At 70.0% G+C, this 24,157-nt stretch carries 21 protein-coding genes; 6 read left to right on the plus strand and 15 right to left on the minus strand.

What is annotated here, in order from left to right:
* Positions 1–427, minus strand: a 427-nt coding sequence (locus ACSNN8_RS25335; RefSeq protein WP_436652044.1) for a hypothetical protein, incomplete at its 3' end; no start/stop codon positions are given.
* Between the two features lie 326 nt (positions 428–753).
* On the opposite strand from ACSNN8_RS25335, the gene ACSNN8_RS25340 reads away from it, so the two are divergent.
* Entirely contained in the window at positions 754–1,755 is a 1,002-nt protein-coding gene (locus ACSNN8_RS25340) for a hypothetical protein (protein ID WP_436652045.1), read from the plus strand.
* A 765-nt stretch (positions 1,756–2,520) separates the two neighbouring features.
* On the opposite strand, the gene ACSNN8_RS25345 is transcribed toward ACSNN8_RS25340, so the two are convergent.
* Positions 2,521–3,396 carry a hypothetical protein gene (locus ACSNN8_RS25345; RefSeq protein WP_436652046.1) on the minus strand — a complete coding sequence of 292 codons (876 nt, stop codon included), beginning with the start codon at positions 3,394–3,396 and terminating at the stop codon, positions 2,521–2,523.
* A gap of 182 nt (positions 3,397–3,578) precedes the next feature.
* Between ACSNN8_RS25345 and ACSNN8_RS25350 the strand changes: the two genes are divergently transcribed.
* Together ACSNN8_RS25350 and ACSNN8_RS25355 are read left to right on the plus strand one after the other, a co-directional pair.
* The gene (locus ACSNN8_RS25350) at positions 3,579–3,857 is read left to right on the plus strand and encodes a hypothetical protein (RefSeq protein ID WP_436652047.1); all 279 of its coding nucleotides are present in this window, start codon (positions 3,579–3,581) and stop codon (positions 3,855–3,857) included.
* A gap of 5 nt (positions 3,858–3,862) precedes the next feature.
* A complete protein-coding gene (locus ACSNN8_RS25355; protein WP_436652048.1) occupies positions 3,863–4,318 on the plus strand; it encodes a hypothetical protein in 456 nt (151 codons plus the stop codon).
* Between the two features lie 111 nt (positions 4,319–4,429).
* On the opposite strand, the gene ACSNN8_RS25360 is transcribed toward ACSNN8_RS25355, so the two are convergent.
* From ACSNN8_RS25360 to ACSNN8_RS25370, 3 genes are all read right to left on the minus strand, one after another.
* On the minus strand, positions 4,430–5,080 hold the full coding sequence (locus ACSNN8_RS25360; RefSeq protein ID WP_436652049.1) for a DUF4352 domain-containing protein: 651 nt from the start codon (positions 5,078–5,080) through the stop codon (positions 4,430–4,432).
* 61 nt (positions 5,081–5,141) lie between these two features.
* Positions 5,142–5,366, minus strand: coding sequence for a hypothetical protein (locus ACSNN8_RS25365; protein WP_436652050.1), 225 nt, complete (start codon positions 5,364–5,366; stop codon positions 5,142–5,144).
* Complete coding sequence (locus tag ACSNN8_RS25370) at positions 5,363–6,340, minus strand: hypothetical protein (RefSeq protein ID WP_436652051.1); 978 nt, start codon at positions 6,338–6,340, stop codon at positions 5,363–5,365. The genes ACSNN8_RS25365 and ACSNN8_RS25370 overlap by 4 nt, the downstream gene beginning before the upstream one ends.
* Before the next feature lie 251 nt (positions 6,341–6,591).
* Between ACSNN8_RS25370 and ACSNN8_RS25375 the strand changes: the two genes are divergently transcribed.
* The 3 genes from ACSNN8_RS25375 to ACSNN8_RS25385 all read left to right on the plus strand — a co-directional run bounded on the left by ACSNN8_RS25375 (position 6,592) and on the right by ACSNN8_RS25385 (position 8,826).
* Entirely contained in the window at positions 6,592–6,915 is a 324-nt protein-coding gene (locus ACSNN8_RS25375) for an ArsR/SmtB family transcription factor (protein ID WP_436652052.1), read from the plus strand.
* Positions 6,912–7,793: a PhzF family phenazine biosynthesis protein gene (locus ACSNN8_RS25380; protein ID WP_436652053.1), complete on the plus strand. Its 882-nt coding sequence runs from the start codon at positions 6,912–6,914 to the stop codon at positions 7,791–7,793. Before ACSNN8_RS25375 ends, ACSNN8_RS25380 begins: the two co-directional genes overlap by 4 nt.
* A gap of 61 nt (positions 7,794–7,854) precedes the next feature.
* Complete coding sequence (locus ACSNN8_RS25385) at positions 7,855–8,826, plus strand: ornithine cyclodeaminase family protein (RefSeq protein ID WP_436652054.1); 972 nt, start codon at positions 7,855–7,857, stop codon at positions 8,824–8,826.
* 294 nt (positions 8,827–9,120) lie between these two features.
* Here the strand turns inward: ACSNN8_RS25385 and ACSNN8_RS25390 are convergent, their stop codons facing one another.
* The 10 genes from ACSNN8_RS25390 to ACSNN8_RS25435 all read right to left on the minus strand — a co-directional run bounded on the left by ACSNN8_RS25390 (position 9,121) and on the right by ACSNN8_RS25435 (position 23,461).
* Positions 9,121–9,273 (minus strand): hypothetical protein, encoded by a 153-nt coding sequence (locus ACSNN8_RS25390; protein ID WP_436652055.1) that lies wholly within the window; start codon positions 9,271–9,273, stop codon positions 9,121–9,123.
* Between the two features lie 105 nt (positions 9,274–9,378).
* Positions 9,379–10,248 carry a hypothetical protein gene (locus ACSNN8_RS25395; RefSeq protein WP_436652056.1) on the minus strand — a complete coding sequence of 290 codons (870 nt, stop codon included), beginning with the start codon at positions 10,246–10,248 and terminating at the stop codon, positions 9,379–9,381.
* Positions 10,249–10,417: 169 nt separating this feature from the next.
* On the minus strand, positions 10,418–10,906 hold the full coding sequence (locus tag ACSNN8_RS25400; protein WP_436652057.1) for a hypothetical protein: 489 nt from the start codon (positions 10,904–10,906) through the stop codon (positions 10,418–10,420).
* 307 nt (positions 10,907–11,213) lie between these two features.
* Positions 11,214–11,885 (minus strand): dienelactone hydrolase family protein, encoded by a 672-nt coding sequence (locus tag ACSNN8_RS25405; protein ID WP_436652058.1) that lies wholly within the window; start codon positions 11,883–11,885, stop codon positions 11,214–11,216.
* Positions 11,886–12,185: 300 nt separating this feature from the next.
* Positions 12,186–12,671, minus strand: a complete 486-nt coding sequence (locus tag ACSNN8_RS25410) for a hypothetical protein (protein ID WP_436652059.1) — start codon at positions 12,669–12,671, stop codon at positions 12,186–12,188.
* A 133-nt stretch (positions 12,672–12,804) separates the two neighbouring features.
* Positions 12,805–13,260 (minus strand): ATP-dependent DNA ligase, encoded by a 456-nt coding sequence (locus ACSNN8_RS25415; protein ID WP_436652060.1) that lies wholly within the window; start codon positions 13,258–13,260, stop codon positions 12,805–12,807.
* Positions 13,261–13,849: 589 nt separating this feature from the next.
* The gene (locus ACSNN8_RS25420; RefSeq protein WP_436652061.1) at positions 13,850–19,306 is read right to left on the minus strand and encodes an SAV_2336 N-terminal domain-related protein; all 5,457 of its coding nucleotides are present in this window, start codon (positions 19,304–19,306) and stop codon (positions 13,850–13,852) included.
* Positions 19,303–20,337 (minus strand): AAA family ATPase, encoded by a 1,035-nt coding sequence (locus tag ACSNN8_RS25425; RefSeq protein WP_436652062.1) that lies wholly within the window; start codon positions 20,335–20,337, stop codon positions 19,303–19,305. Before ACSNN8_RS25425 ends, ACSNN8_RS25420 begins: the two co-directional genes overlap by 4 nt.
* Positions 20,334–22,286, minus strand: a complete 1,953-nt coding sequence (locus ACSNN8_RS25430; protein ID WP_436652063.1) for a hypothetical protein — start codon at positions 22,284–22,286, stop codon at positions 20,334–20,336. Before ACSNN8_RS25430 ends, ACSNN8_RS25425 begins: the two co-directional genes overlap by 4 nt.
* Entirely contained in the window at positions 22,283–23,461 is a 1,179-nt protein-coding gene (locus ACSNN8_RS25435; RefSeq protein ID WP_436652064.1) for a hypothetical protein, read from the minus strand. The genes ACSNN8_RS25430 and ACSNN8_RS25435 overlap by 4 nt, the downstream gene beginning before the upstream one ends.
* Between the last annotated feature and the right edge of the window lie 696 nt (positions 23,462–24,157).

The following is a 24,157-nucleotide window of genomic DNA, read 5'->3' on the forward strand; positions in this document are numbered from 1 at the left end:
GCTTGTGGTGGCCGTGAGTATTCACGCCCGGGCTGAGTGCCTCTTCGGTGTGTTGAAGTCGGCGCCTGCTCGGGGCGCGCCGAGTGTCGCACCAGGTGCCGATGATCGGGGCTGCGACGTCAACGACGATGGGCCTGCCTTGGTCGAAGAGGTTGCCGGGGATTGACCGACGGCCATCGTTGCCAATGGTCATCTCGACCAGGTGGAGGCCGGACACACGAACGCCTCTGCCTAAGCGTCTCGGGTTCCTGCGAAAGTCGGGGAGCGGTTGAGTGGAATGCGCGATGACGAGTCTTCGGCGGGGGACCGACATCCGATAGGAGACCCAGACGGCGGCGGTGCCGACGACGATGCTGACAAGCAGAGCGATGATCGACACCCAGAAACTGCCGATGTCCCACCAGTCGGCGGACGCATCCTGTGGCATATGCCCTCCTGGCCGACGGGTGGAATCAGTCCATCGGACCACGTGAATCTAGCCTGAGTCGCCACAGCCCGCGCGTGTCGTCCCCGATGCGCAGAGAGGCGGCTGGAGTCTGTGCTGACGTCTATGAGGTTGCCGCAGGGAGGCTCGGGCAGGTCCGCGCGTGGCGATGTGTCGAGGCCTATAACTGACGCGAACTTGATTCGCGTCGAGCGGGTCTTCGCGGCGTTGACGGTGGCGGCAAGACTGAAGTTATGGGCACAGCATCGTCGGACAGTTACGGACTGCATGCATCGCCGGCCGACTGGCGGACCCGGTGGAGCGGGACGGTGCTGACCGCCGTAGCGGGCGGTCTGGTGATCAACGTGTTGTCGAACGATTACCAGTGGACAGTCGTGGGTGCGGCGGCGATCGCTGGTTCTGTCGGTCGGCTAGCGGCGTGGCTACATCGGCTTCCGGAGGAGGCTCCGATTGTTCAGCCAGCTATGTTGACGATGATGACGGCGTCGTTGTCCGTGGCCCCCGGCGCTCTGGTCCTGACCGACCCGTTAAGCACGTGGGCCGCCTACGTGTCTGCCGTGCTGCTTGCTGGAGCTCTTCTCATACCTAAGGACACGCATTTTGCAGCGCGGATCCTCGCCGGCGTCATGCTGGTCGGCGCCGGTGTCGTTCTGCTTGTCATCGGGTGGGCCGTCACGTCCGACGACCCGCCCGTAGGGATCTGCATGTTCGGCGCCGGTGCGGCGATGGTGGCGACGTCCACAGGGGCGGTGACCAGCAGGCCGGTCTTCATGACAGCCGCGTGTGCGACGCTGTCGGGAGCGTGCCTGGTCTACCTCTGTTCGGTGCTGCTGGGTAGCGGCTGGGCGGTGCTGATTGGCGGCGCGGCGGTGTATGCCGTGCTGTGCGTGGCTGCAGCGCTTGGGATCCGCAGCCGCTCGAACGTGACATCAACGGTGGTGGTCATAGCAGCTGCTGCGTCAATCGGCGTTGTTCCGTTGCTGTTCGACGCCGTGTTCGAACCTGCTGCCGGAATTTTGGTGGCTGCCTTCGTTGTGATTTCTCTGACCGCCGAGATCACGTTGGCCGAACCGGGCCTGCTAGGCAGCTCCGCGTTGGCCGTCATCGGGCTCGCGTTGATCGCTGCCGCGGTCGTGCTTGCTATCCAGGCGCACGTGGTGATCTCGTTCGATGTGCCGTTGGCAGTGTTCGGTGTTGTCTGTTTGCTCTACGCCGTAGCCACCTTCGCGGGCACGCCCGCACACCGTGCCGCCGCGTCGTGGTGGATGCGGATGACGAGTGCTTCACCCGCCGTTGGGCGCGCGCGCTGACCCATGGCGCGACCCGTTCCTGCATCTGCCCGATACCCGGCTGAAGCCTCTTGATCGCGGGAAGCTTGGCGCGGGCGGACTATCTTCGCCAGCGAGGCGTTCTCCGCCGAATCCAATGATCTGCAGCGACATATGCAGACGGCAATTCTGCGCCGCCCGACGACATCCACGGAAGCTGAAAGTGCGCTGCTCAAGGCCATGATGTTCGCCGCATCTGAGGAGTTTGCGTGGGCCGCACTCGGCGCCAAGCACGGCTAACGGGCGTCGGAGTTGACCGACCAGAACGTCCACGCAGAAGTCGTCGCCCAGATTAATCTTGATTGGTCACCGAAGTGACCATGGCGTCATCCAAGCCCAACGCCGTGCATATAAGCCCATGGCCCAGGCGAGCGTGCCCGGCACGCCCGGTTCGCCGCTGGCCGGCTCAGCCGTGACTAGGAGTGGTTTCGGTCCAGCCCGGTCCTTCTCGCTTCATGCAGCAGGCGTTGAATTCCGAAGGGTGAAGCGCTGGGGGACTGACCTCTGACCCAGCCCCGGGGAGCGATACGCCATTGTCGTCCCCGGTTGAGGTTAAGAGAGCTGTGCTGCGGGTGCCTCACCGTGTCTGGGCCATGCTTGGCCTGAATCGTTCGTCGTCGACGGTGCCGGTCACGTATCCAGTCGCCAGCTAGCTCGCTAGCCGGGGAAGCCCGGGCGCATTCGAAACGGTGACGCTGTGGTTCGTGTATCCAGTCGCTCCGCCGGTCGTGGCTGTGACGCGCCGGTTCAGCGCGCGAACGTTCCGTTAATCGCCCAGATGGTTGACTGCTGCCGCTGGAAATCGCCGCCGAGTTTAAGGTTGGCCTTCGACACCTCTACGGCTACTTCGCTGGTCACCGAGAAGTCGTCCTGGTAGGTCACGTGCAGCTCGAACGACCGGAGCCCATGCTCGATGCGCTGCCGGGCGATCTCCTGCCAGGCGTCCTCATGCGGGTACCAGACCAGGTCTGGCGGGACGACCGGCTCTGTGGTCCCATCAAGCTCCGCGGAGTACAAAAACTCACGATTACCGGATTCATCCGAGCTCACTTTGGCGCCGACGCCTCCCGTAGTCGGCAGATCCACCCGCAGGCCGGCCGAGAACTCCTGGCCCCAGCCCTGCACTGCGGAAACCTTGATGGTTGTCGCGCCGAGGCCGGTCACCAGCCGTAAGGCCTCACTGAACTTGTGCTCGAAGGCACGCCGGTGGAAGTCGGCGAGCGGATAGTACGCGGCCGGTCGGGCCGGATGCCCGACGTAAACCGTGTCGAACAGTGGATGCCCCAGCGGCAGTTGGAGACCGGTCATCTCCGCGTTGCGGAGCCGAAGGAGACGATCTGCAGCTGACCCAGCCGACGACGATTGTTTCCACACCACCGCTGCGCCGGTAGCCACCGCTACGCCAACAGCGGCCAAAGGCACCACCGGAAGTGCAAGGAGGAGAGGGGAGAGCTTGGCGGCCTTCTTCAAACCGTTGCCGACGGTCGAGGCGAGACTTTGATCCGCGGCGGAAGTGGCGTCGCGCCGGCGACGGTGCACCGAGATCTCCTCGTCGCGCTGCACGACGATCAACTGCCGCTCGGCGTACTCGAGCGCAAGTACATCCATGACTTCCTCAGCCACCGGGTCACCCATCTCTGACGGTTGCCGCCACTATCCTGGGCCGCAGCCACTCCCAACATCACCTGAATGATCAGAATCAACGACACCTTCCACCTGCGAACCAACGGGTCAAGCGATCACTACCGGTTGACCGGGGCCGGCGAGAAGTGGCTGTCCGAGAAGGCAGGAGTGGAGTGAAGGGAATGAAGGCCGCTGACCTTCCCAAGGGCAGCGTGGTTGCGATCGACACCCGCGTCCTCGTCAAGCAGTCGATGACGCACGGCTGGGACCGAGACAACTGGGTGAGCGCGGGACAGCCCACCCCGTACCGGGATGTGGAAGTCGACGACCTGCTGGACGACGGTGCTGTGGTGCTGCGGCATGGCTACGGCGTTGAGCAGCCGGCGCCGCGCGACGCGATCGACGACGAGGAGTTCGCCGCGTTCAATGCGGTGCTCCGCTCGGCGCGGGACGTACCCTGACGATCATGACCGTCGGATCTGTCCTGGACGCCATCGAAACACTCATCCGCGCAGCCCAGCACCCGGACATCGCCGACGTGTACCGGTACACGTTCGCCGGCGAACAGGCCGTCGGCATCGTCTACCAATCCGGGGCGAAAGCGTTCATCTGGCCCGTCAAAGAACGCACCGCGGCGCAACCGGCCGACCTGCCCGACGCCCTCGGCGACTACAAGCCCCGAGTTCGGTACGTGCTGCGGATGCTCACCGACCTGCTTGAGCTCACTAAGCCGGAGGGCTGGCAGTGGCGGGTCGTCGCCATCGAGGGCGTCGGGTCGGGGCCGTGCGCCCTCGAGCTGCGCGTGGCTGGGCAGACCGTGTTGCTGCGGGTCACCTCCGGTGGGGCGCCGGCCGCGGACTCGGACCCGGCCGATTGGGCGGGCTGGACCTACCCGGACGGTGTCGCCGCCGCCTTGGGCTGACCGAATAGCCGGCCCGGGACGTGATAGCTCGGGTGCCTGCCGGGGGGTGAGGCATCTGCGACCGGCTACGGCGCCGAACCGGGCATCTCTTGGCGAGTAGACGTGACCGCGTCAGCGCACCGTCCAGTAGTAGACCGAGCCGTCGTTCATCTCGAGCGGGTTGTCGTCGTCGGCGAACGCATCCACGACGTATGACGCCTCTTTCGGTTTCTGCTTCCTCGGCGTGACGAACACGATCGATCCCTTAACGCAACGGCCGGCCGCCAGCGAGTGGTCACCCAATGGGAACTCGGGCTTCGGGAACGAGTCGTAGGTGTGGCTCGCTGACTCGATTTCTGTGTCGTCGGCGTACACCAGGCGAAACGGTGTCGTGTTGACGGTCTGGGTGTGGTCATCGGCATTGCAGACCTTGACCATCAGCGACCCGTACTCGTAGCCGTTCTGCTCAGGTCGTGGGGCGCTCGTCGCGACGGGCTGGCGGTAGCCGAGCACGGTGACCCGTAGGTCGCCGTCCCAGTCCGTCAGCGGCTGCTCGGTGCTGAGTTTCATGTCGACGCCGGCAGCTGTCGTCTCGGCGGGCGCGCTGCTGGGCGGCGGCGCGGCGCTTGACGGCAGAAAGGGCGCGGCGGGCGGGGTCGTTGCGGCGGCTGTGGTGGCCGCGGCCGTGTCGGCGCCGTTGTCAGGTTGCTCCTCGCCGCATCCGGCAAGGAGAAGCGTGCTGAATAGGGCCGCGGCGGTCAATGTGGTACGCAGGCGACCCATCGTGCCGTTTCCGACAGCGCAATGAGGGCAGCAACGCGGCTGGTGCTGGTTGGCCGATCGGTCAGGCCGCGCCCGGCCCGGCGAGCGGCTGCCACGGTTCGGTCAGTTCGAGCTCGGCCATGTCGACGCCGGCGTGCCGCAGGATGTGTTCGACGGTGCCGATCGCCATGTACTCGTGCTCGAGTTCACCGTCGCGCAGCAGCCGGTAGCCGACTTTCGCGCCGCGCTGCACGACTTCGACCCGCCAACTGCCGTCGGGGTTTTGCATCGCGCCGAGGATCTTCACGGGTTCGACGGTACGGCGGAATGCTCAGGCTGTTCACCGGTCGCCGGAGATGCACCCGTGTCACTTACAGCGCGCTTTGGGAGCTGCTTTGAGGCCGCCGACAGGGTGGTGCCCGGCCCGAAGCGCCGCTTCCGGTGCCGCGGCAGCGCGGTCTCGAGGCCGGTCCAGGCGTCTGTCGGCGGGTCGTTGGGGGTGATGTGCTGCCACAGCGGCGACTTCAGCCCGCCCGGGCGGTTGGGGTAGAGGCCGGGCGGTGGGGGAGGAATCCGCAACGGCGCGAGTTCGCCGAAGGTGACGGTGGCGGTGCGGGGCCGGGCCGCCTTGCCTCGACCGCCGGCGGTGAGCTGGACGGTGAGCTGTTTGAGCCGACCCCGGCCGGCCCCGAGGCCGGCCCAGCGGCGCCGGGTGGCGGTGATGACCACATCACTGCCGGGCCACGGGTGGGTGAGGATCAGGACGCTGCCGCGCTGCCGGGCGCGGGCCTGCAGCAACCGCACCGTCTTCTCCGCCGCCTCCGGCATCGCCACCACGACCAGGCCGACGCCGTCGATGAGCGCGGCAACGGCGGTAAACCAGTCCGGGCCCGGGTCAGCGACCAGCGCGAGCCGGTCGACAGGCACGCCGAGCTCGTACGCGGCCAAAGCGTTGAAGGCGGGCATCCCGACGACCGCCGCCCACGCCCCGTCCTTCATGCCCGCGGCGAGCGTACGCATCAGCGTCGAGGTGGTGCCGGTGACGGCGATCGTGGCGCCGCGCCGCAGGCCGGGCCAGGGCAGCAGCGACGCCAGGTCGGGCGGGGCCGGCAGCAGCCGGGACGCGTCCGGGGCGAGCTCGACCTCTTCCGCCGGCTGGACGGCGTGGGCGAGCGCGGTGGTGTTGGCCTTCTCGAGACCTTCGGCGTTGACGTCGGCGAGGATGCGGCGCACGTCGGCGGGGGACCGGATGGCGCCGGCCCAGGCGCGGCGTGCGGCCATGGTCTTCCTCCCCACGGTGCGCGGCCACGGGGGAAGGGCGCGGCGGTGCCTGCAGGCGAGCGTCTTCGCGGGAACGCCAGCTGTTCGAACGCATGTTCTCATTCCGACGATAGCGGCAGATCGGTTGAGGTGCACGAAGGGCGGCAGCTCTTGTTGGAGCGCTTGCGAACCGACGAGCGAGGGTTGCCGGTCAGGGCCGCGCAGCCGTTACCACTTGACGGCCTCGGACGCACCGCCTACGGTTCGCTTTTATGCGAACTAGCGAAGGGGCGGCGGGGGCTGTGCCGGCGTTGAAGGCGCTCGCCAGTCCGATCCGGCTGCAGGTGCTGGCGTGGCTGAAGGACCCGGTCGCGCATTTTCCCGCCCAGGTCGACGGTGATCTCGTCGAGGACGGTGTGTGCGCCGACTTCCTACGCGACAAGCTCGACCTGGCGGCGTCAACGACGTCCCGGCACCTCAGCGTCCTGGCCGACGCGGGATTCCTGGTGGCGACCCGCAAGAAGGGGTGGACCTTCTACCGGCGCGACGAGGCCCGGATCGCCGCGTTCGTCGAGGATCTGCGGGGCGTGCTGTGACGCTGCTGGACTACACCCACGTGGATGTCTTCGCCACCGAGCCGTTCCAGGGCAACAGCCTGCCGGTGTTCTGCACAACCGACGGCCTGACCGCCCGGCAGATGTTGCGGGTGACGCAGGAGCTGCGGCACTTCGAGGCGATCTTCCTGCAGCCCACGTCACAGGAGCAGACGTGGCGGGCGCGGGTGTTCGACCTGTCCACCGAGCTGCCCTTCGCCGGTCACCCGCTGCTCGGCGCGGCCGCTGTCCTGCACCGCGCCGCGGCCGCGGGGCGATCCTGCGACACGAGCGTGCGGACCTGGCACATCGAGTTGCCCGACAGGACGGTACAGCTCACCACCCGGCGGACCGGGCGGGGCTGGCGCGCCGTGCTCGACCAGGGCAGGCCCCAGTTCCTCGGCACCGTCGCCGACCGGGGAGCCGTGGCGCACGCCTTCGGCCTCGACGAGGGTGACCTAAACCAGAGCCTGCCGGTGGAAGTGGTGAGTACCGGCCTGCGGTATCTGATCGTGCCGGTACGCCCTCACGTGCTCGCCAAGGCCCGCATTGCCTACGACATCACCCCGCTTGTGCGTGCTGCCGGCGCCGACTTCGCGGTTCTGTTCGACGAGAGCCGGCTCGAAATCCGGCACTGGACCAACGATGGTGTCGTTGAGGACATCGCTACCGGCAGCGCGGCCGGCACCATCGGCGCCTACCGGCAGCGGCATGGCTTAGATGCCACCGGCCGGCAGTTCGACCTGCGGCAGGGGCGGTTCACCGGGCGCCCCAGCATCCTGACGATCCAGGCGCGGGGCGCCGCGGACGGCGCGGAGACGGTGCTGGTCGGCGGCCCGGTCGCTTTCGTCGGCTCGGGAAGCCTGCACGTACCACCGTGACAGGGAAGGTGCAGAGCAACCGACGCCCCGCCGCCAACCAGCCAGCAGGAGGTAGACACCGGTGAACGCCGCCACCATGGTGACCGCAGCGCAGCTGCGCGCCGCCGTGCATTTCCCCGACCTGATCGAACCCGTCGCCCGAGTCTTCCAGGCCGCCAGCGCCGGACACGCCGACAGCGGGCTGATCGTGATGTTCCCCGCCGGACGGCCCGAGGCCGGCGACGTCTACGTCAAGAGCGGCACGGTGCGCGGATGCCCGATCTACATCATCAAGGTGTCGCCGTGGTTCGCCGCCAACGTCGCTGAGCAACGCCCGCAAGGCGGGTTCGTCGCCGTGTTCGACAGCCGCACCGGGCACACCCTGGCCTTGCTCGAGGACGAGCACTACCTCTCCGACATTCGCACCGCCGCGGCCGGCGCCGTGGTCGCCCGGGCGTTGGCTCCCAACCGGGTGGACACCGCCCTGGTGGCCGGCTCCGGTGTCCAGGCCTACTGGCAGCCACTGGCACTGCACCGGGAACGGCCCTACCGCAAACTGCTGGTCTGGGCACGTGACCCGGACAAGGCCGCCACCTTGACGGCCCGGCTCGCGCCGGTCCTACCCCATGTCGACATCGAAGTGGTGCCCGACCTCGGGCCCGCCGCACGCCGCGCTGACGTCATCCTGACCACCACCCAGGCTCGCGAACCGCTCATCCACGGCGACTGGCTACGCCCCGGGCAGCACATCACCGCGATCGGCGCCGACGACGCCACCAAATGCGAACTCGACGCCACCGTCCTGCGGCGCGCCCGCGTTTACGTCGACGCCCGGGACACCGCCCGCGACACCGGCGAAGTCCACCGTGCCATTCGTGCCGGCCGATACGCCCTCGACGACATCGCCGGGGAACTCGGAGACGTCCTGGCGGGCACCACACCCGCCCGCACCAGCGCCGGCGACATCACCGTCGCGACCCTCGCCGGGCTGGGCGCGCAAGACCTGGCAGCCGCCGAGGTAGCCCTGCAGAAACTCGGCATCCGGCCCGTGTGACCCATCCGGTCGGAGTAGTCACCCGCCTACCACGCGGCGGCCGGCCGACAATATGGACCACTCGAGCGGCGCGAGTTCAGCGGGTCATTGCGGCAGCTACAGGTCGATCATCGCTCGTAACGGAAGATCATCGTGCGCGGCGCTGTTCCTGACCGCTGACCATCCAGGTCACAGCACACTCGAGCTGCCGCAGGTCGCAATCATCCGAACCCGGGTGACCCGGTGTAGGCGGGCCTAGGCGCGTGTCGTCTACCGCTTCGTCATACGGTTCGGAGGTGAGCTACCACCGTGTAACTAGCTGCGGATCAGCGCCCACCTGCTGACCGTGGTCACGTCGGGCGGGGTGTCGGCGGGCAGGTCCAGGACGGTCAGGACGCGGTGGGCGATGTTGTCGTAGTCGTCACTGGCCCGGACGGTGCTCGTCTGGTCGTCCCAGCCGCAAATCAAAGTCAGCGACCATGTCGCGGACGGTGCAGGGCTGGCTGGGGTCGTCGGAGTTGTACACGGAAGCCTCCACTCGGTTTCGTCGAGGCTCCCAGCTCGTTGTCGCACTTATGTCGCAGCCATGCGGCGGCGTTTGCCCGGCCGCGGCAGCGCGGTTTCGAGGCCGGTCCAGGCGTCTTCCGGCGGGTCGTTGGGTTGCACGTGCTGCCACAGCGGCGCATCATGCCGAAGCGGCTCGTCGTACAGGCCGGGCGGCGGGGGAGGGATCCGCAGCGGCTTGCCGGGCTCGCCCAGCTGCAGCGTGGTCGTGCGTGGCCGGGCCGCCCTGCCCCGCCCGGTGGCCTGCAGCTGAAGGGTTTGCCGTTTCAGCCGGCCGTTGCCGTCGCCGAGCCCGTCCCAGGTGCGCCCGCCGGCGGTGATAGCGACGTCCACGCCGGGCCACACGCTGGTGGGAATGAGCACAGTGCCGCGCTGCCGGGCCCGGGCCTGCAACGACCGCACGACACCCTCGACCGGTACAGGGCAGGCGACGACGACCAGGTCGACGCCGTCGATCAGCGCCCCGACGATGGTGGGCCAGTCCGGGCCCGGCTCGGGGATGAGGGCGAGCCGGTCGAGGGGTACACCGAGTTCGTGCGCGGCGAGCGGGCTGAATGCCGGCATCCCGACCACGGCCGCCCACGCGCCGTCGCGCATCGCGGCGGCGAGGGTGTGCATCAGCACGCTGGTGGAGCCGGTGACGGTGATGGTGGCGCCGCGGCGCAGACCCGGCCACGGCAGCAGTGGCGCCAGCCCGGGTGGGCAGGGCAGAAGCTTCGACGCGTCCGGGGCGAGCTCGAACTCCTCCGCCGGTTGCACGGCGTGGGCCAGGGCGGTGGTGTTCGCGCGTTCGAGCCCGGCGGCGTTGACGCCGGCGAGGATGCGGCGCACGTCGGCGGGGGACTGGATGGCACCGGCCCAGGCGCGGCGTGCCGCCACGGCGTCCTCCCCTCGGTGGTGCACGCGGGGGAGGACGCGGCCGTTCGCTGGACGGGCTGGTGCCTTCGCGGGGACACCAGCTGGCTCGAACATCTGTTCTACTGAGGGACGATATCAGTCGGCGGTGTTTGCTGCTTGGTTGCTTGCCGGCGAGTCGGGAACCGGCTTGTCAGCACTCGGCGACGTTAACCCTGACGGTGCGCGGTGTGACCTTACGTCCGGTTTCGTAGTCCTTGCCGGTGACCTTGAGGCGCTTGGACCGGGCGATGACCTTGTAGCCGGCCTTGGACACGCACGCCGAGTACCACGCCTCACCACCGTCGTGGTTAACCTCAAGGTCGTCGAAGGTGACGGTGCCACGGCCGGGTACGGCGACCGTGAACACCATCGATCGAGCCACGTTCGGCAAGGCGGCCAGCGAGATGACGTAACTCAGAGTTCCGTTCTTGCAGGGAGAGTCGCCGATACCGCGGGGCGTCAGGATCAGCTCCCGTGCGATCGCGGCGGCCCGGACCTCAGTGTCCCCGCCGTGCACCGTGCCCGTACCGGACGCGGCCGGAGCGGGTGCGGCCGATTGGGCTTGTGCCGGGACAGCGGCACCGACGAACCCCACACTGGCCACGGCCGCCGTCGCGACAGCGACGAGAACGTTCTTCATGCGATCCCCTCAAGCCCCGATAGGTGCTGCGCACTGACCCACGACTGATCGGTGAAACCCGGTCCCACTTGAGGTCCGTTCGGGGAGGAAGGAACGGATGCAGGATGCGCTGATCGGCGTGACTGTGTCGGTGGGAGTGAGCGCCGGTTGTTACACAGCTTCAGCGCCGCCTGGTTCGGCTTTGGGCTCGGGTCGGTGAGTGTCGGCGCCAGCGGTCGCCATCGAAGGGCGACTGCGTATCGGCTTGGCGACCTTGTCGCCCACCGCCGTTCGAACGCCTCCACAGTCTCTCGACCGGATCCTTGCACTACTGAGCGTCGGCTGCGGCGTCGGTGAATGCGGTGGCCAGGAAGTCGGCCGCCGCGGCGAAGGACCGCGTGTCGGCGACCTCGTCGTAAGCGACGCCCGGGGTTTCGCCCGGCCGAGCGTGTGTGTGGGTGAAGCCATGCTGGGCACCGCCATACATGATCAGCTGCCAATCGGCCCCAGCCGCCTCCATCTCGTCCGAGAAGCCTTCGACCTGCGCGAACGGTACGTGAGGGTCGGCGGCGCCGTGACAGACCAGCAGCCGGGCCGAGACCGAGCCGGGGGTGGCCGGTGACACCGTGGCCAGACCGCCGTGGATGCTGACCGCTGCCACGATCGGGGCGGCCTGCCGGGCCATGGTCAGCGCGGCCAGGCCGCCGAAGCAGTATCCGACCGCGGCCACGGGGGCATCCGGTCCGGCGTGGCTGCGAAGCACGTCGAGCCCGGCCGACGCGCGCCGGTTCAGCCGGGCGGGATCGTCGCGTAAGGCGGCGACCTTGGCCATCACTCGTTCACGGTCGCCGGCGACACCGGGGGCCGTACATGTCGCAGGCATGTACCGCGTGGCCCAGCGGGCTGCCTGCGCACGGGCGTGGTCGTCGAGGCCGGCGCCGCCGTGGATAACCAGGATGCCGGCCGGTGCGGGCGAGGGCCCCGAGACGGAGGACGTCATGGAGCCAGGCTACGTCGTAATGTAAACACCATATCGGCACGAGTTTTCTTCCGCGACCACCGCAAGCTATCGGTTCCGCAACGCCTGGCGCACATGGGTCATCTTGGCGAACGTGACTCAGGTGGCGCTCATACTCAGCGACATCAATCGTCGCCGGATCGCGCACGCGGCGCAGAAAACCCACAGACATCGGGCGCTCACGTTCGCTGACGGAATGAGGTGCCCTCGACGCTGGCCGGTGAAGTCGCTTGGGGTCGCAGTTCGTCGCCGACAGCCCGCCGACGACGCTGTCGCCGTGGATCAGCCGGAGGAAGTCCTCGTCGCCGCGGCGCACGACCTCGACCCGCCACGCGGCATCCGGTGTCTGCATCGCACCCACGACGGTGCCCTGCGCCGGCGGGAGGAGCGGCTCAGGGGCCTGTCGTACCGAGGCGGGGACCGGTCACGGCGCAAACTGCGCCAGGCGGCGTGCCGCAGGCGGTGATCGGCCGTCCAGCTGCGGAAGACCACCTCACCGACCAGCACAGGCTCGACCCAATGCGCGTGCCGGGCATGCTCGCGCGGCGCATCGGCTACCGGCGGGGTGGCGCGGGCCAGCGTGCCGAGTTCGTCGCGCAGCCGGCGCGGCGCCAGGTCGGTGAAGCCCGTGCCGACGTGACCGGCGTACATCAGCCGGTCACGCTCGTCGAAGACGGCCAGCAGCAACGAGCCGATCGTCCCGGCCCGGCGGCCCTCGCCGGCGGTCCAGCCGACGACGATGACTTCCTGCGTCTTGGTCAGCGGCACTTTCGTCCAGTCGAGCGCCGGCCCGGCCGGTAGGGCGCGTCCAACCGTTTGGCGACCACACCTTCCAGCCCGGCGATCTTCGCGGCCTGCAGCACCGTGCGCCCGTTGACGTCGACGAAATGAGCCGGCACCGTCACGTGCTCGCCGACAGGCGCAGACCGGCGAGCAGATCCCGGCGCTGTGCGTACGGCCGCGCCGTGAGGTCCTGGCCATCAAGGCCGAGCAGGTCGAACACGTAGTACCGCACCGGCACGGCGGCGACCAGGGACGGTGCCGGCGCCGAGACGTGCATCCGCTGCTGCAGGCGGGCGAAGGTAAGGCGGTCGTGCTCGAGCGCGACGATCTCGCCGTCCAGCACCGCGCAGCGCCCGACCAGCCGGGTGGCGCACTCGGCCAGCTCCGGATACGTGCGGGTGATGTCGTTGCCGTTGCGGGAGAACACCCGCACGCCCGCGCCGGCGTAGGTCAGCGCCCGCACACCGTCGTACTTGAACTCGTACACCCATCCGGGCCCGGCCGGCAGGTCACCGCCGGCGGCGAGCATCGAAGCGATCCCCTCGGCAACCGGCCGGGCCGCGGCAGTGGCCATCACTCGCACCCGTCGTCGATGGTGTCGACCTCGCGCAGCGCGCCGGGAGACAGACCGTGTTCGCGCAGCAGCCGGTCGCGGTCCGCGACCGTCGGCACGTGCCAGCTGGTATCGCCGTGCCGCACCTCGATTCATTCGCGAAGACCGGTTCCCCGGTCGAGCAGCACCGTCTCGACCTGCCACTGCTGGTACGTGAGGACAGGCAGCACCCCTCCAGTGTGCGCTCTCAATGGATCTGATCTAGGACGGCGGCGGTGAGCTGGGAAGATCAGTTTGAGTGAGAAGGGCAGTGGCGCTGGTGTTTCTCAGTCGACCAGATCCGGCGAGAGTCTTGCTCTCGCGGCCCGGGGAATCTGGGGGAGGTGGCCGGCGAGCATCGCGGCGTGGATCGAGCGGTCCGGCTCGTGCGACTGGGCCGTTGCCACGGGGCGAGGCCAAGCATCCCGGTCCATTGCAATTGGCGGAGCCGGCCGGGCAGCATGCCCGCCACCGTTTCCGCCCGCGCGTCCGGCGCCGCCGCCCCGGCCGGCGTCGGCGAGGAGGACGTGCCGCACGCCGAACCTGTACCTCCGCCACCCGACACGATCCCCTAGCGGTCCTGCCGGATCGTGAGCAGGGTGCCGAGCTGCGGCGTCGACAGGTACGCCGACACTCGGTGGAAGTCGAGCCCGGGCAGGTGCACCTCGTCGTCCCGGTCGATGCCGTCAAACAGCCTGCTCAGGTTCCGCGGGACCGCGATGACGTCACCGGCTTCGGCGAGATTCGCCCAGCTGCGGACCCCGGGCGGTCGCGCGCCCCGGCCGTCGACCGGTGCCGGGTCGAGCGCGGACATCACACTGCTCAACCCCAGCGGTGACCCGAGCGTGACAAACAGCTCGACCGGGACGTCCGAGGCCTCCCAGAGCGCCTCGTACGCCATCACCGTGCCGATCGAGTGGGCGATCACCACGTTCGGCCGGTACCGGCGCAGTTCGTCGGTGAGACGCCGGCGCACCGCGCGGCGGACGTCCGGGCGGCTCAGGTAGCGAGTAAGTTCCGTGAGCATCGAGGAGATCGCGCGCGAGGTGACGGTGCCGAAGCGTTCGGCGAGGAACGAGGTCATCCGGCGCAGCGGTTCGGTGACCGAGCTGGGCTGCCGCATCGCCGTCGCGATCTCCTCGGCCATGTCGGCCAGCGGCTGCGAAGCGCCGATCGTCACCGGCCGCTGCGCCGGCTCCGGCTCGTCGGCCGCTCCGCGGAGAAGATCGCCCAGATACGGGACCAGCAGCTCGGCGGTCAGGCCCGGGTGGGCTGCACGCAAGGCAGACGACCAGCGCTCGGTCAGGACGGTCGAGGACTGGTTGGCGTTCCATGCCCCGTGGACGCCCAGGATGCGGAGGCCCGTGTTCGTCTCCGATCGCGGCGACGCGGCAAAGGTTGCGGACAGGCGGCCGGTGTTCAGGTCCCAGAGCTTGGCCGTCCAGTCCGCGGCCACGGTCAGCGCGCTGGGCACGCCACCGATCTCGGCCGCGGCAACGACCTCGATCGGTTCGGTCCCTGTACGGATCGTGAGCAGCTGGCGAATGGAGCCGGTGTCCCAGGCGCGCAGGGTGCCGTCATGGTCCACGGTCACGACCATTCGGGCCGTGGCGGCCAGGTGGGCCGGCTGATCTAGCGGCGTGACGGTGAAGTCGACGTCGCCGTCCGGCGAGTGCAGCCGCAGCCGGCCGTCGGTACGGATCGACACGGTCGCCGACGGCCCGCCTCGTACCGAGACTGCCTGGGTGACCGCGCCGGCCGGGGCGAGGGTGACCGCCGGGTTCACGCTGGGCCCGAGTTCGGGCGCGACGGCCAGCCGGTGCAGTTGCCGGCTGACGCCGGAGTCCTCGAGCGTCGTCCCCAGCGCCACGCGCAGAGCCTCGGCCCTTTGCGTCACGCTCAGATGACTCCAATCGTCGACCGACCGGCAGGCGATCGCGATGGCTCGCGCGTCGGCCGACCGCAGCTGCGCCGGATCACCCGCGGTCACCGCGCGGCGATCTGCGCGCACCACGAAGTCAAGGTCCAGCCACAGCTCGTCGGCACGGCCGGCATCGAGGGCGTGGTCCATTGCGTACCTGAGTAGGTACGGCTCGGCAATATCCCACCGCACCGGGCCGGTGGAGAGCCCACCGGTGCGAGGCAGGAGAGCGGAGAAGAGATTCGCGGCGGTGATGTCACGTCGCAGATGGTCGGTCAACGCCTGGTGCGACGGCAGGTAGTTGCCGTCCGGGGAGATCTGCACATACGAGTCGGTAAGGGGGTCGGTGAACGGGGAGCCAGGTTCCAGGACGGACAACGCGCGGCGCAGAGTGGCGCGGGGCATACCGTCGCCTCTTGCATTCGCGAGGATCGCCAGCAGGGTGCGCCCAGACGCGGCACGGCTGGTCAGGCTCAGCTCGAGCATGTCCGCAAGGGTCACCGGCGGCCGGTACGACGCTGGCGGCAGCACACCACCGAGCGATTCGACGAACCAGCGGGCGAGCAGGAACTCGTCACCCCGGAAGGGAAGGGTCCGGATCCACTCGGAGATCTCGGGTTCCTCGTAGCCCGTCATCAGCTCGGCGGCCAGAAGATTAAGGTACGCGTGGAGATCCGCCGGTGTGGCGGCGGTCAGATCGACAAGGCGATCGACGGCCCGCCGCAGCGGATCAAAGCTGGCCGAGGGGCGGGTAGAGATCAGGACGCGACAGGCCGGTCGGCCGTCGGCGAGATGGATCGACATCAGCGACAGCAGGAACTCCTGCAGCTCGACCGGGTGATCGGCCTCGTCCAGCGCGTCCAGGATGACGGCCGCCGGCGCGATCCGCGCGGCGAGCGCGTCGAGCAGCGGCCGGGGCCCGTCGACCGGATGCCCGAGTTGACGGCCGAGCCGGACGGCGATCTCCGAGACGGTGCGTCCGCGGGCGTGCACCATCGCCGGCCCGGTGCCCGGCGCCGGTGTCCGCGCGGCTCCGGTCGCCGCGTCGCGCAGCGTCGGGAAGTTCGCCCGGACCACCTGCACCAGCAACGCCGATTTGCCGCTGCCTAGTGGACCGTTGACCAGGACCGAGCCGATCGGTTCCTGCCCGTTCAGCCAGTCGTCGAGCTGCTCGAGCTCGGCTCGGCGGCCTATGAAGAAGCCCGGCTCTCGCCACCCCGAGGCCGACCGGACGAAGTGGTTCGCGTCGAGTGCCGGGTCCGGTGCCGGATGCGCGCCGCCCGGCTGCCGGGACGGGCGCCGATTGGGGAAGAACGGCGCTTCGACTCGGGTATCCGTCATGACCGAGTAGATTTCTAACCCCCATTGCCGAAGCATTCGAGCAACCGTGGTCAGCGGTACGTAAGGCATGGCCGGATCGAGATCAAGGTCTCCGTCGGCGATCCGGTGCAGTATGCCGGCCACCGCTCTGCTGAATCTGCCGTCGAAGGCGTCCTCGCCATAGGCCGAGGCGAGTTCCGGGATCCCGCTGATGAAGGAAGATCGCAAGGGCAACCGGGACGGTCCGGCGAGGCACAGATCGCTGAGGAAGAGGGTGTGCGGTGAACGCGACTCGTCGGCGATCAGCTTCCGCCATCTTGGCGAGGCGGCCGACATGTGGTCCGAACCGTCCGCACCAATCAGCCGGAGCGAGCCATCGCCGGCGATGCGGGCATGACCCAAAAGGTGGACGATCAACGAGTCACCCGGGCCGAGCCGGTCGACCGCCTGGGTGATTACGTGGTCGATGCCGGCCGCCGTCATCAGCTCCGATCGCTCCGGGATGAAGCAGGTGTACCCGAGCCGCCGGAGCGCCGCCGCGACCGCACGGATCCGCTCCCCGGCGAACGGCAGATCCGGCAGATCCGCGCCTTCCTCGTAGTGGCCGATGCCGATGAGCAGGGCGTGCCGCTGGACGCCCGGTGAATCCGGCAATGGGTACTCGCGCAGTCCCCCGTCCACCCCCACCGCGAGCACCCGGTTCGTCGACAGATGCAGCGTCCGCGCCGGCTCGGCCACCGCCACCGTCTGCGGCGGGTCTTCGGGGCTGTCGAGGGCCGACACCTGCAACAAGCCGGCGGGATCGGAAGTGACGGCCACCGCGCGCCCTCGATGCGAACCGAGCACGGCGGCCGTCACCGGCCTGCGCAGGCTGGGCGGGGGCGTGAGTCGCGCGCCGGTAGGGAGATCCCAGACCTGTAGGACGCCGTCCGACCACACCGCGGCCCACACATCCCGTTCGCCGAGGGTCAGCGCCGCCACGGCAACAGCGGGCACCTGCGGCCGCAGCGAGAGGGCGCGCACCGTGACGGCACCGGTCGGGTCGAAGACACGCAGTCCGCCGTCGCGGTAGCCCACTAGCACCTGGCCGGTAACGGAAAGCGCGGCCACGACCGGTCGTCCGCTGACCGGCGCGGCCGATCGACCGCGGGCCGGCTCGGAGGGTGCGGCAGCGATGTCGTCGGCGAGGTCCTGGTACCCGCCGCCGAGTCCGTTCAGCACCGCCACCACGACCTCGGCGAACGGCCGGCTCTCCGGTGGCGCCGTCGGCCCGCCGGCCCGGTCCGGCAACAGGCTGCGGAAGTCCAGGCTGCCGCCGAAGGTCTCGGCCTCGCCGCCGGTGCTGTGCGAGAGCAGGTCGAGCACCCGGAAGGCGTCGGCGCGCGGAAGGTTCGCCAGCAATTCCTCCCGGACGGTCGGCTCGCCAGGAGCGCCGACGGCCAGGTCGTACACGATCCGGTCCGGGTCGTCGCCGACGCTGCCTGGCGCCGCTACGAGCAGGCCGGAGAGGAACACCTCGGCGAGATCTGCGGGACCCGAGCGGGGCACCAGGTTGCGCTGCACCAGCCGCATCACCGGGACGGTCAGCGGCGCGGCGGCGAGGAAGGTGGCTAGCTCGAAGGCCGCCGGCGCGGCGGTTAGCCGGAATCGTTTCACCAGCTCCACCGCCGACGTAGCGGGCGGCTCCACCGGGCCGGGCGCAGGTCTGCCCGGCAGCGCCGCCGCAGCGAGCCGGCCGGGGCCGGAGCGGGTACCGGCCACCGTGGCGGCCCAGCGGCCGATCGCGGCGGCGTCCAGTTCGACCACGGGCACGAGGCGCTGCCCGGGCGTCCCGCCCGGCCGCCCGGGGCGTAGCGGGCGGATAGCCAGCATGCCGCTGAGCGGCGGCGCCGGGTAGGCGGCGACCGGCACGGCGGGCAGCGCCGAGCGGTGCCACAGGCGTTCGGGAAGCACGTTGACGAACGCAAGCGGGCTGCGGGCGGCCCAGTCCAGCACCGCAGCCGCGGCGGCCTCGGTACGCCACAGCCGGCCGGTGCCGTCGGTGACGACGAGGATCAGGCGACGCCCGGTCGGGTCGGTGAGCTCGGCGCTGCTGCGGTCGCCACCGGTCTGCCCACCCTGCAGCCCGGTGCGCAGCCGCGGACGAGTGCTGTCCCCGTCGACGCTCCAGATCCGGACGTCCCGGAACGCCGGATGACCGCGCAACGTCCGGACCAGCTCGGTCAGCGTGGGCTTCCACAGTGCCATCGAGACGCCGGTGTCAACGACCACGGCCAGTTCCAGCCAGTCCTCGTCGGCCGGGACGGAAACCGGGACAAGCGTGCCCGCCTCAGCCGAGCGGTGCGCGGTGGTCCGCTCGTCGAGCCGGCCCGGTCCGGGCGCCCGGACCGGGCGGCGCAGTGGGCGCAGGGCTCGGCCGATGGCGGTGGCACCGACCAGGGCCGGGCGGGCGGCCGGGCGGTGCTGCAGCCGGCCGGTCTCGGACGTGGCGGGCCGGACCGCGACACCGGGCCGCGGTTCCGGCGGCGGTGCCACCGGCGGGGGCGGGACAACCCGTGGCGACAGCGGCGGCGGATCAGCCGATACGTCGTCGCCGGCCGGCACCGGCGGCACCGGCGACGCTGGGCCGGGATCCGGGCGCCCGGTGGGCTCGGCACCGCCCGCCGACGCCGGGAAAAGCCGGTCGATCAGCCAGACCGCCTCGGCGACCGCCCGCGGGGTAAGGGTGCCGTCGGCGTATGCGGCGGCCAGCAGTTCGGCGACCGGATCCGGGCCGGGGCCGGTCATCCGGAGCTGCTGTCGTTCAGCGGCCGCAGCAGCGCGTCCAGCACATCGCTCCAGCCGTCGTCCGTCCCGTGGTCGGTGTCGCCCTCCATCCGAATCGCGTTGAGAAGTTGGTCCACGGCGAGTTGCGCGTCCGGGCGCTGCCGGCGGATCTCCAGCACCCGGTTGATCAGCGCTCGGGCGCCCGGTGACACGGTGCGCAGGTGCGCCTGCACGATGCGCTCCAGTTTGGGGCCGTCCGGCGGTTCCAGTTCGAGCCGGATGCAGCGGCGGACGAACGCGGGCGGGAAGTCGCGCTCACCGTTACTGGTCAGCACGACGATGGGGAACTCGCGGCAGGTGACCGTGCCGCCGACGACCGGTACCCGGCCGGTGGCGTCGTCGGTGAGCACTCGTACCGGCCGCTCGGGATTCGGCAGGCGCAGCAGCTCCGGGATGCGGAAGCTGCCCTCCTCGAACGCGTTGAGCAGGTCGTTGGGCAGATCGACGTCACCCTTGTCGATCTCGTCGATTAGCAGTACGCGCGGCTGCGCGGCCGGCAGCAGCGCGGTGCCCAGCGGGCCGAGCCGCAGGTAGCTGCCGATGTCGACGGTCGGCGCGGTACGCCGGGACCGGCCAGCCTGGTGCAAGTTTACCTCCTGCAGCCGCCCGACCGCGTCGTACTGGTAGAGCCCGTCGTCAAGGGTGGACCGGCTGGTGATCGACCAGTGCAGCACCCGGCCTAGGCCCAGCTCGCGGGCGATGCTGTGTGCCAGCATCGACTTGCCGGTGCCCGGGCGGCCGGTCACCAGCAGCGGCCGGCGCAGGTGGATCGCGGCGTTCACCAGCCTGACCTCGCGGACCCCGGCCCGGTAGGCGGCGGCCAGCTCGGTCAGCCGCGCCGGACCGGCCGGGATCGCGACGACCGGGCCGGGCGGCACGACGCCGTCGAACGTGCGCCACGGCGGGGTCGCCAGGGTCTCCCACGTCCGTTCCCGTCCGTCGCCGTGGTAGACCCACCACGCCGGGGCGGATTCTTCGCTCGTGACAGTCATGCGACCTTGCTTCCTGATACGGCCGGAGCGGCCAGCGGGGTGTTCAGTTCGCGGTTGCGGTCCGGGTCGTCCCACAGCACGGTCAGGTCGGCGCCGCCCGCCCGCCGCTCCTGGAACACCCGGTCCGGCAGACGACCCAGGTCGCCGGTCTTCTGCAGGTCCTCGACGACGACCTTGAGCGCGTTGGAGTCGTCGCCGGCGCACCACACCGCCGCCGGCAGTCCGGCGGCAACGGCGATCAGCAGCCCGTCGACCGGTGTCGCCGCGTACGGGTAGGAGAGCACCAGGCAGACCGCGTCGTCGGCGACGGCGAACCGGTCGGCCAGAAGGCCGGCGTCGTGCCGGTCGATGACCAGATGGGTGTCGTCGGCCGAGTCGTAGTACGCCGGCAGCGTCGTGCTGCGGTGCAGAAAGAGGACCCGGCCGTCGGCGCCGACCCGGGCCCAGCGGTCGCGCCAGTCGCGCAGGGCGAGGCCGCCGAACCGGAGCCGGTCCAGAGAGCGGATCACAACCTTGCCGCGCAGCCCGAGGCGGGCCCCGGTCACGCCGTCGGCGGCCGGGCGCCAGTGATGCACCGCCGCGTCGAGCAGCGGCCAGGGCAGCAAGAACTCAAAGGTCAGCGCCTCCCGGCCGACCCGGGGCAGGAACCGGCCGACGTCCGACACCAACCGTTCGCACCGCTGCTGGATATCGGCCTCCGGGCACGGCTCCGGGTCGTCGTGCCGGAGGGTCAGCGAGGCGCCGTCGCGTTCCAGCGTCGCGGTCAATCGGTACGCGCCGGCGTCGGCGGGCTCCACCCGTACGGTGACGAAGGTGGCTGTCTCGACCACCGGGGCGGAGGCGGCGGCGCGCACCCGGCCAATTGCCTCCGGCGCCACCTGTGAGTCGGCGGCGAGGGAATCGATCAGCGCTTGCACCGGTGCCGGGTCCGGCAGGCAGGCAGCCAGGTGCTCGGCGAACGACAGCGCCGGCGGGATGCCACCCCGCCGGCTGGGCAACTGGTCCAACCGGCCCAGGACGGACGGCAGGGTGAGCGCGTCGGTCACCGGTATCGGCGCGACGGCGTCCACCGCCCGCCACAACGCGTCAACGATCTCGTCCGGGCCGGCCGGTCCGAGCAAGGCGGCCAGCTCCGCCCGTATGGCATCGTCCAGCGTGGTGGCCGGCGGGTGCGGCATGATGAGCGTCTCGCTCCGGCTGCCGTCCTCGTCCTGGTGGATCAGCTGAATCGGGCGGTGGGCGCCAGGGCTGTCCGGTGCAATCAGCTCGGCGTGCTCGCGTATCCGGACGGGCAGTAGGCCGACATCCGGCGGCCACTCCCCGGCCGGCACCTCGTCCAGCGCCTCGAGCAGCGCGGCCGTGAAGACCCCGCCACCGGCTTCGGCCCGGTGGATCGCACGCTTGCCGTATGGCGAGGCGAACAGGATCTCCTGTCGTACATCCACCGTGGGCGGGCCGTGCTGTGGTACGGGCAGCCCCGCAGGCAGTTCCCCGGTCCGGCGGTCCGGGAAGGTCTGACAGGCGTCGATGGTGAAGATCTGCCGCCAGAGCGGATGGGCCCGTGCCGATCGGAACAGGTTTAGATGCTCGTCTAGATCAAGGTTGAGCAGGTCGTCGTGAGTCGCGTCGGCGAGCATCAGGCGCCGACGGCCGGCCCGGTCGACGGCACCGTGCCCGGCCCAGTGCAGCCAGAGCAGGTCGCCGTCGAGCTCCAGCACCTGCCGGTGCAGCACGGCTTTCAGGGTGGCGAAGTCGGCGAGCCGGTTGTCGAACCCGTCGGCGTCGGCCAGCAGCGGCGAGGTCAGCAGCACGACATTTGCCCTGGGCACGCCACGGCCGTGCAGCCACCGGGCGAATCGCAGGGCCTGGGCGGCCAGACCGAACCGGTTCTCGTGGACGCCGTTGCGGTCGATGCCGACCGCCACGGCGTGGGTCCGCGCCGGGGTCACCGGGGAAACCGATCCCACAGCTCCGTGTAGAACTCGTCCAGCGAGAAGTACGCGCTGTGCGCCCGCGGGAACGGCGCCCCGCTGCGGACCGGGAGGTCCTCGACGGCCGCGCCGAACACCGGAGCCGCCAGATAGGCCAGCAGGTCCCGCGGGTCGTACACGTTGACCCAGGCGGGCAGCGGCGCCGCGTCGGCCGACTCGCTTGGCAGGGCGCCTAGGCTGCCCAGGTATGAGCCCTGTGAGCCGACCGTGACCAGGAGGTCGACCTCGGCCAGGCCGAAGCGCAAGAGGTCGAGGCTGGCGATGCCGCCAAGACTGTGGCTGACCAGCACCACCGGCCCGGTCACCGACTGCACGGTCTTGGCGATGTACCGCCGCACCGGCTCGCCGTGGGCGAGGTAACGCAGCACGTCGCCGCCGAACGGGGTGGCCCGGTCCATGATCAGGCCGCGCCGGCGTTCGACCGCCTTCGCCACCCCCATCCGGAGCACCAGCTCGGCGCTGATCCGCAGCAGCGTCTGCCCGGCACCGAGGTCGCCGCCATCCAGCCCGTCGATCACCGCCGAGGTGAGCATGTCCCGGCCGATCGCATCGGCCGGGAACGAGCCCGGCAGGCCGGCGTCGGCGGCCACCAGCAGCGCGGCGACGACCGCCCGGGCTAGCGCCTCGCGCAGTTCGCCCTCGCCGTCGCTGCTGGCGATCAGCTCGATCGCCTCCCGGGCGACCGGCGCGTCGAACACCGTCCGGACCGCGGCGGTCAGGACCGGTGGCGTCAGGTCGAGCCCGGTCAGCATCTCGACGACGCGCGGCCGCCGGTCCAGCGCCGCCGCCCAGCCCAGGTATGTGTCCAGCCGGTCGCGCGCGGTCAGCCCGGCGCCGGGCAGCCCGTTGTCGCCAGTGTCTTCGTATGCGGCGGTCAGCAGGCGCAGCTCGTACAGCGGGTCGGCCTCGAGGAGGATCCACCGCTCATCGCGCCACTCGTCCACCGGGAGCGCGCCGCCGCGTGCGATGTCGTAATCCGGGACCGTCGCTGCGGCCGCGTCGAGCGGCACGCCCAGCACGTCACCCCAGAAACACGGCAGGACGGTGACGCCAGGCCAGTGCTTGGCCGCCTTGCGCCGGACCAGCCGGAACAGATCCGCGTACCGCTTCTCGCGTACCCCGGTGCCATGCACGAAGATCACTGTGGTCACTACGCTTGCCCTGCCCTGCCTGCGGCTCGAAAAAGGACGACCAGACAGATATACGGCACCGGGTGCCGGGGCCGGAAGACCCGAAGCGGGCAGCATCGATGGCCGGACGGGCCGATGATCACCCGAGCGGTCCACCTCGTCCGGCGGCATCGTCGGCGTGGAGATGGGGTGATCGAGCCGGTGGTTGCAGCGACGGGATGATGCCCTCGGCGGGGAATCAGGGTGGCGATCACGACAAGTTCGACGCCGTCGGTCAGCGCGGCGAACGATAGTGGGTCAGTTCGGGCCGGGGTCGAGGATGAGGGCGAGCCCGTTGTGCGAATGCCGGGTTCTTGGGCGGGGAGCGCGCTTAACGCGGCATGCCAACCCCGGTTGTCTTCACCATCGATTGTCTCGGTGCAGCTCAGAGTAGGCGTCGTTCTCAGGTACGCGCCGACGGCGTCAAGCGCTTACAGATCTCTGACCATGGACGCGACCAGAGCGCGGGCAGCGGCGACCCTGCTCAGGTCTTACCCGTCGCGGGTCAGCGAACGGTGATGGCCGGTCGATGGGTCGGCCGCCCCAAGTCATGTCGCCAGGAGAATCAACCTGATCGACGCGTGCGCATGGTTACCGGACAACGACCGGAACGGCGATACCGTCGGAAACCGCGGTAGGCCACGATGGGCTGTGCCGACG

Origin of the sequence: Actinoplanes sp. URMC 104, from assembly GCF_051386375.1 — a bacterium.
Taxonomy (GTDB): Bacteria; Actinomycetota; Actinomycetes; order Mycobacteriales; family Micromonosporaceae; genus Actinoplanes.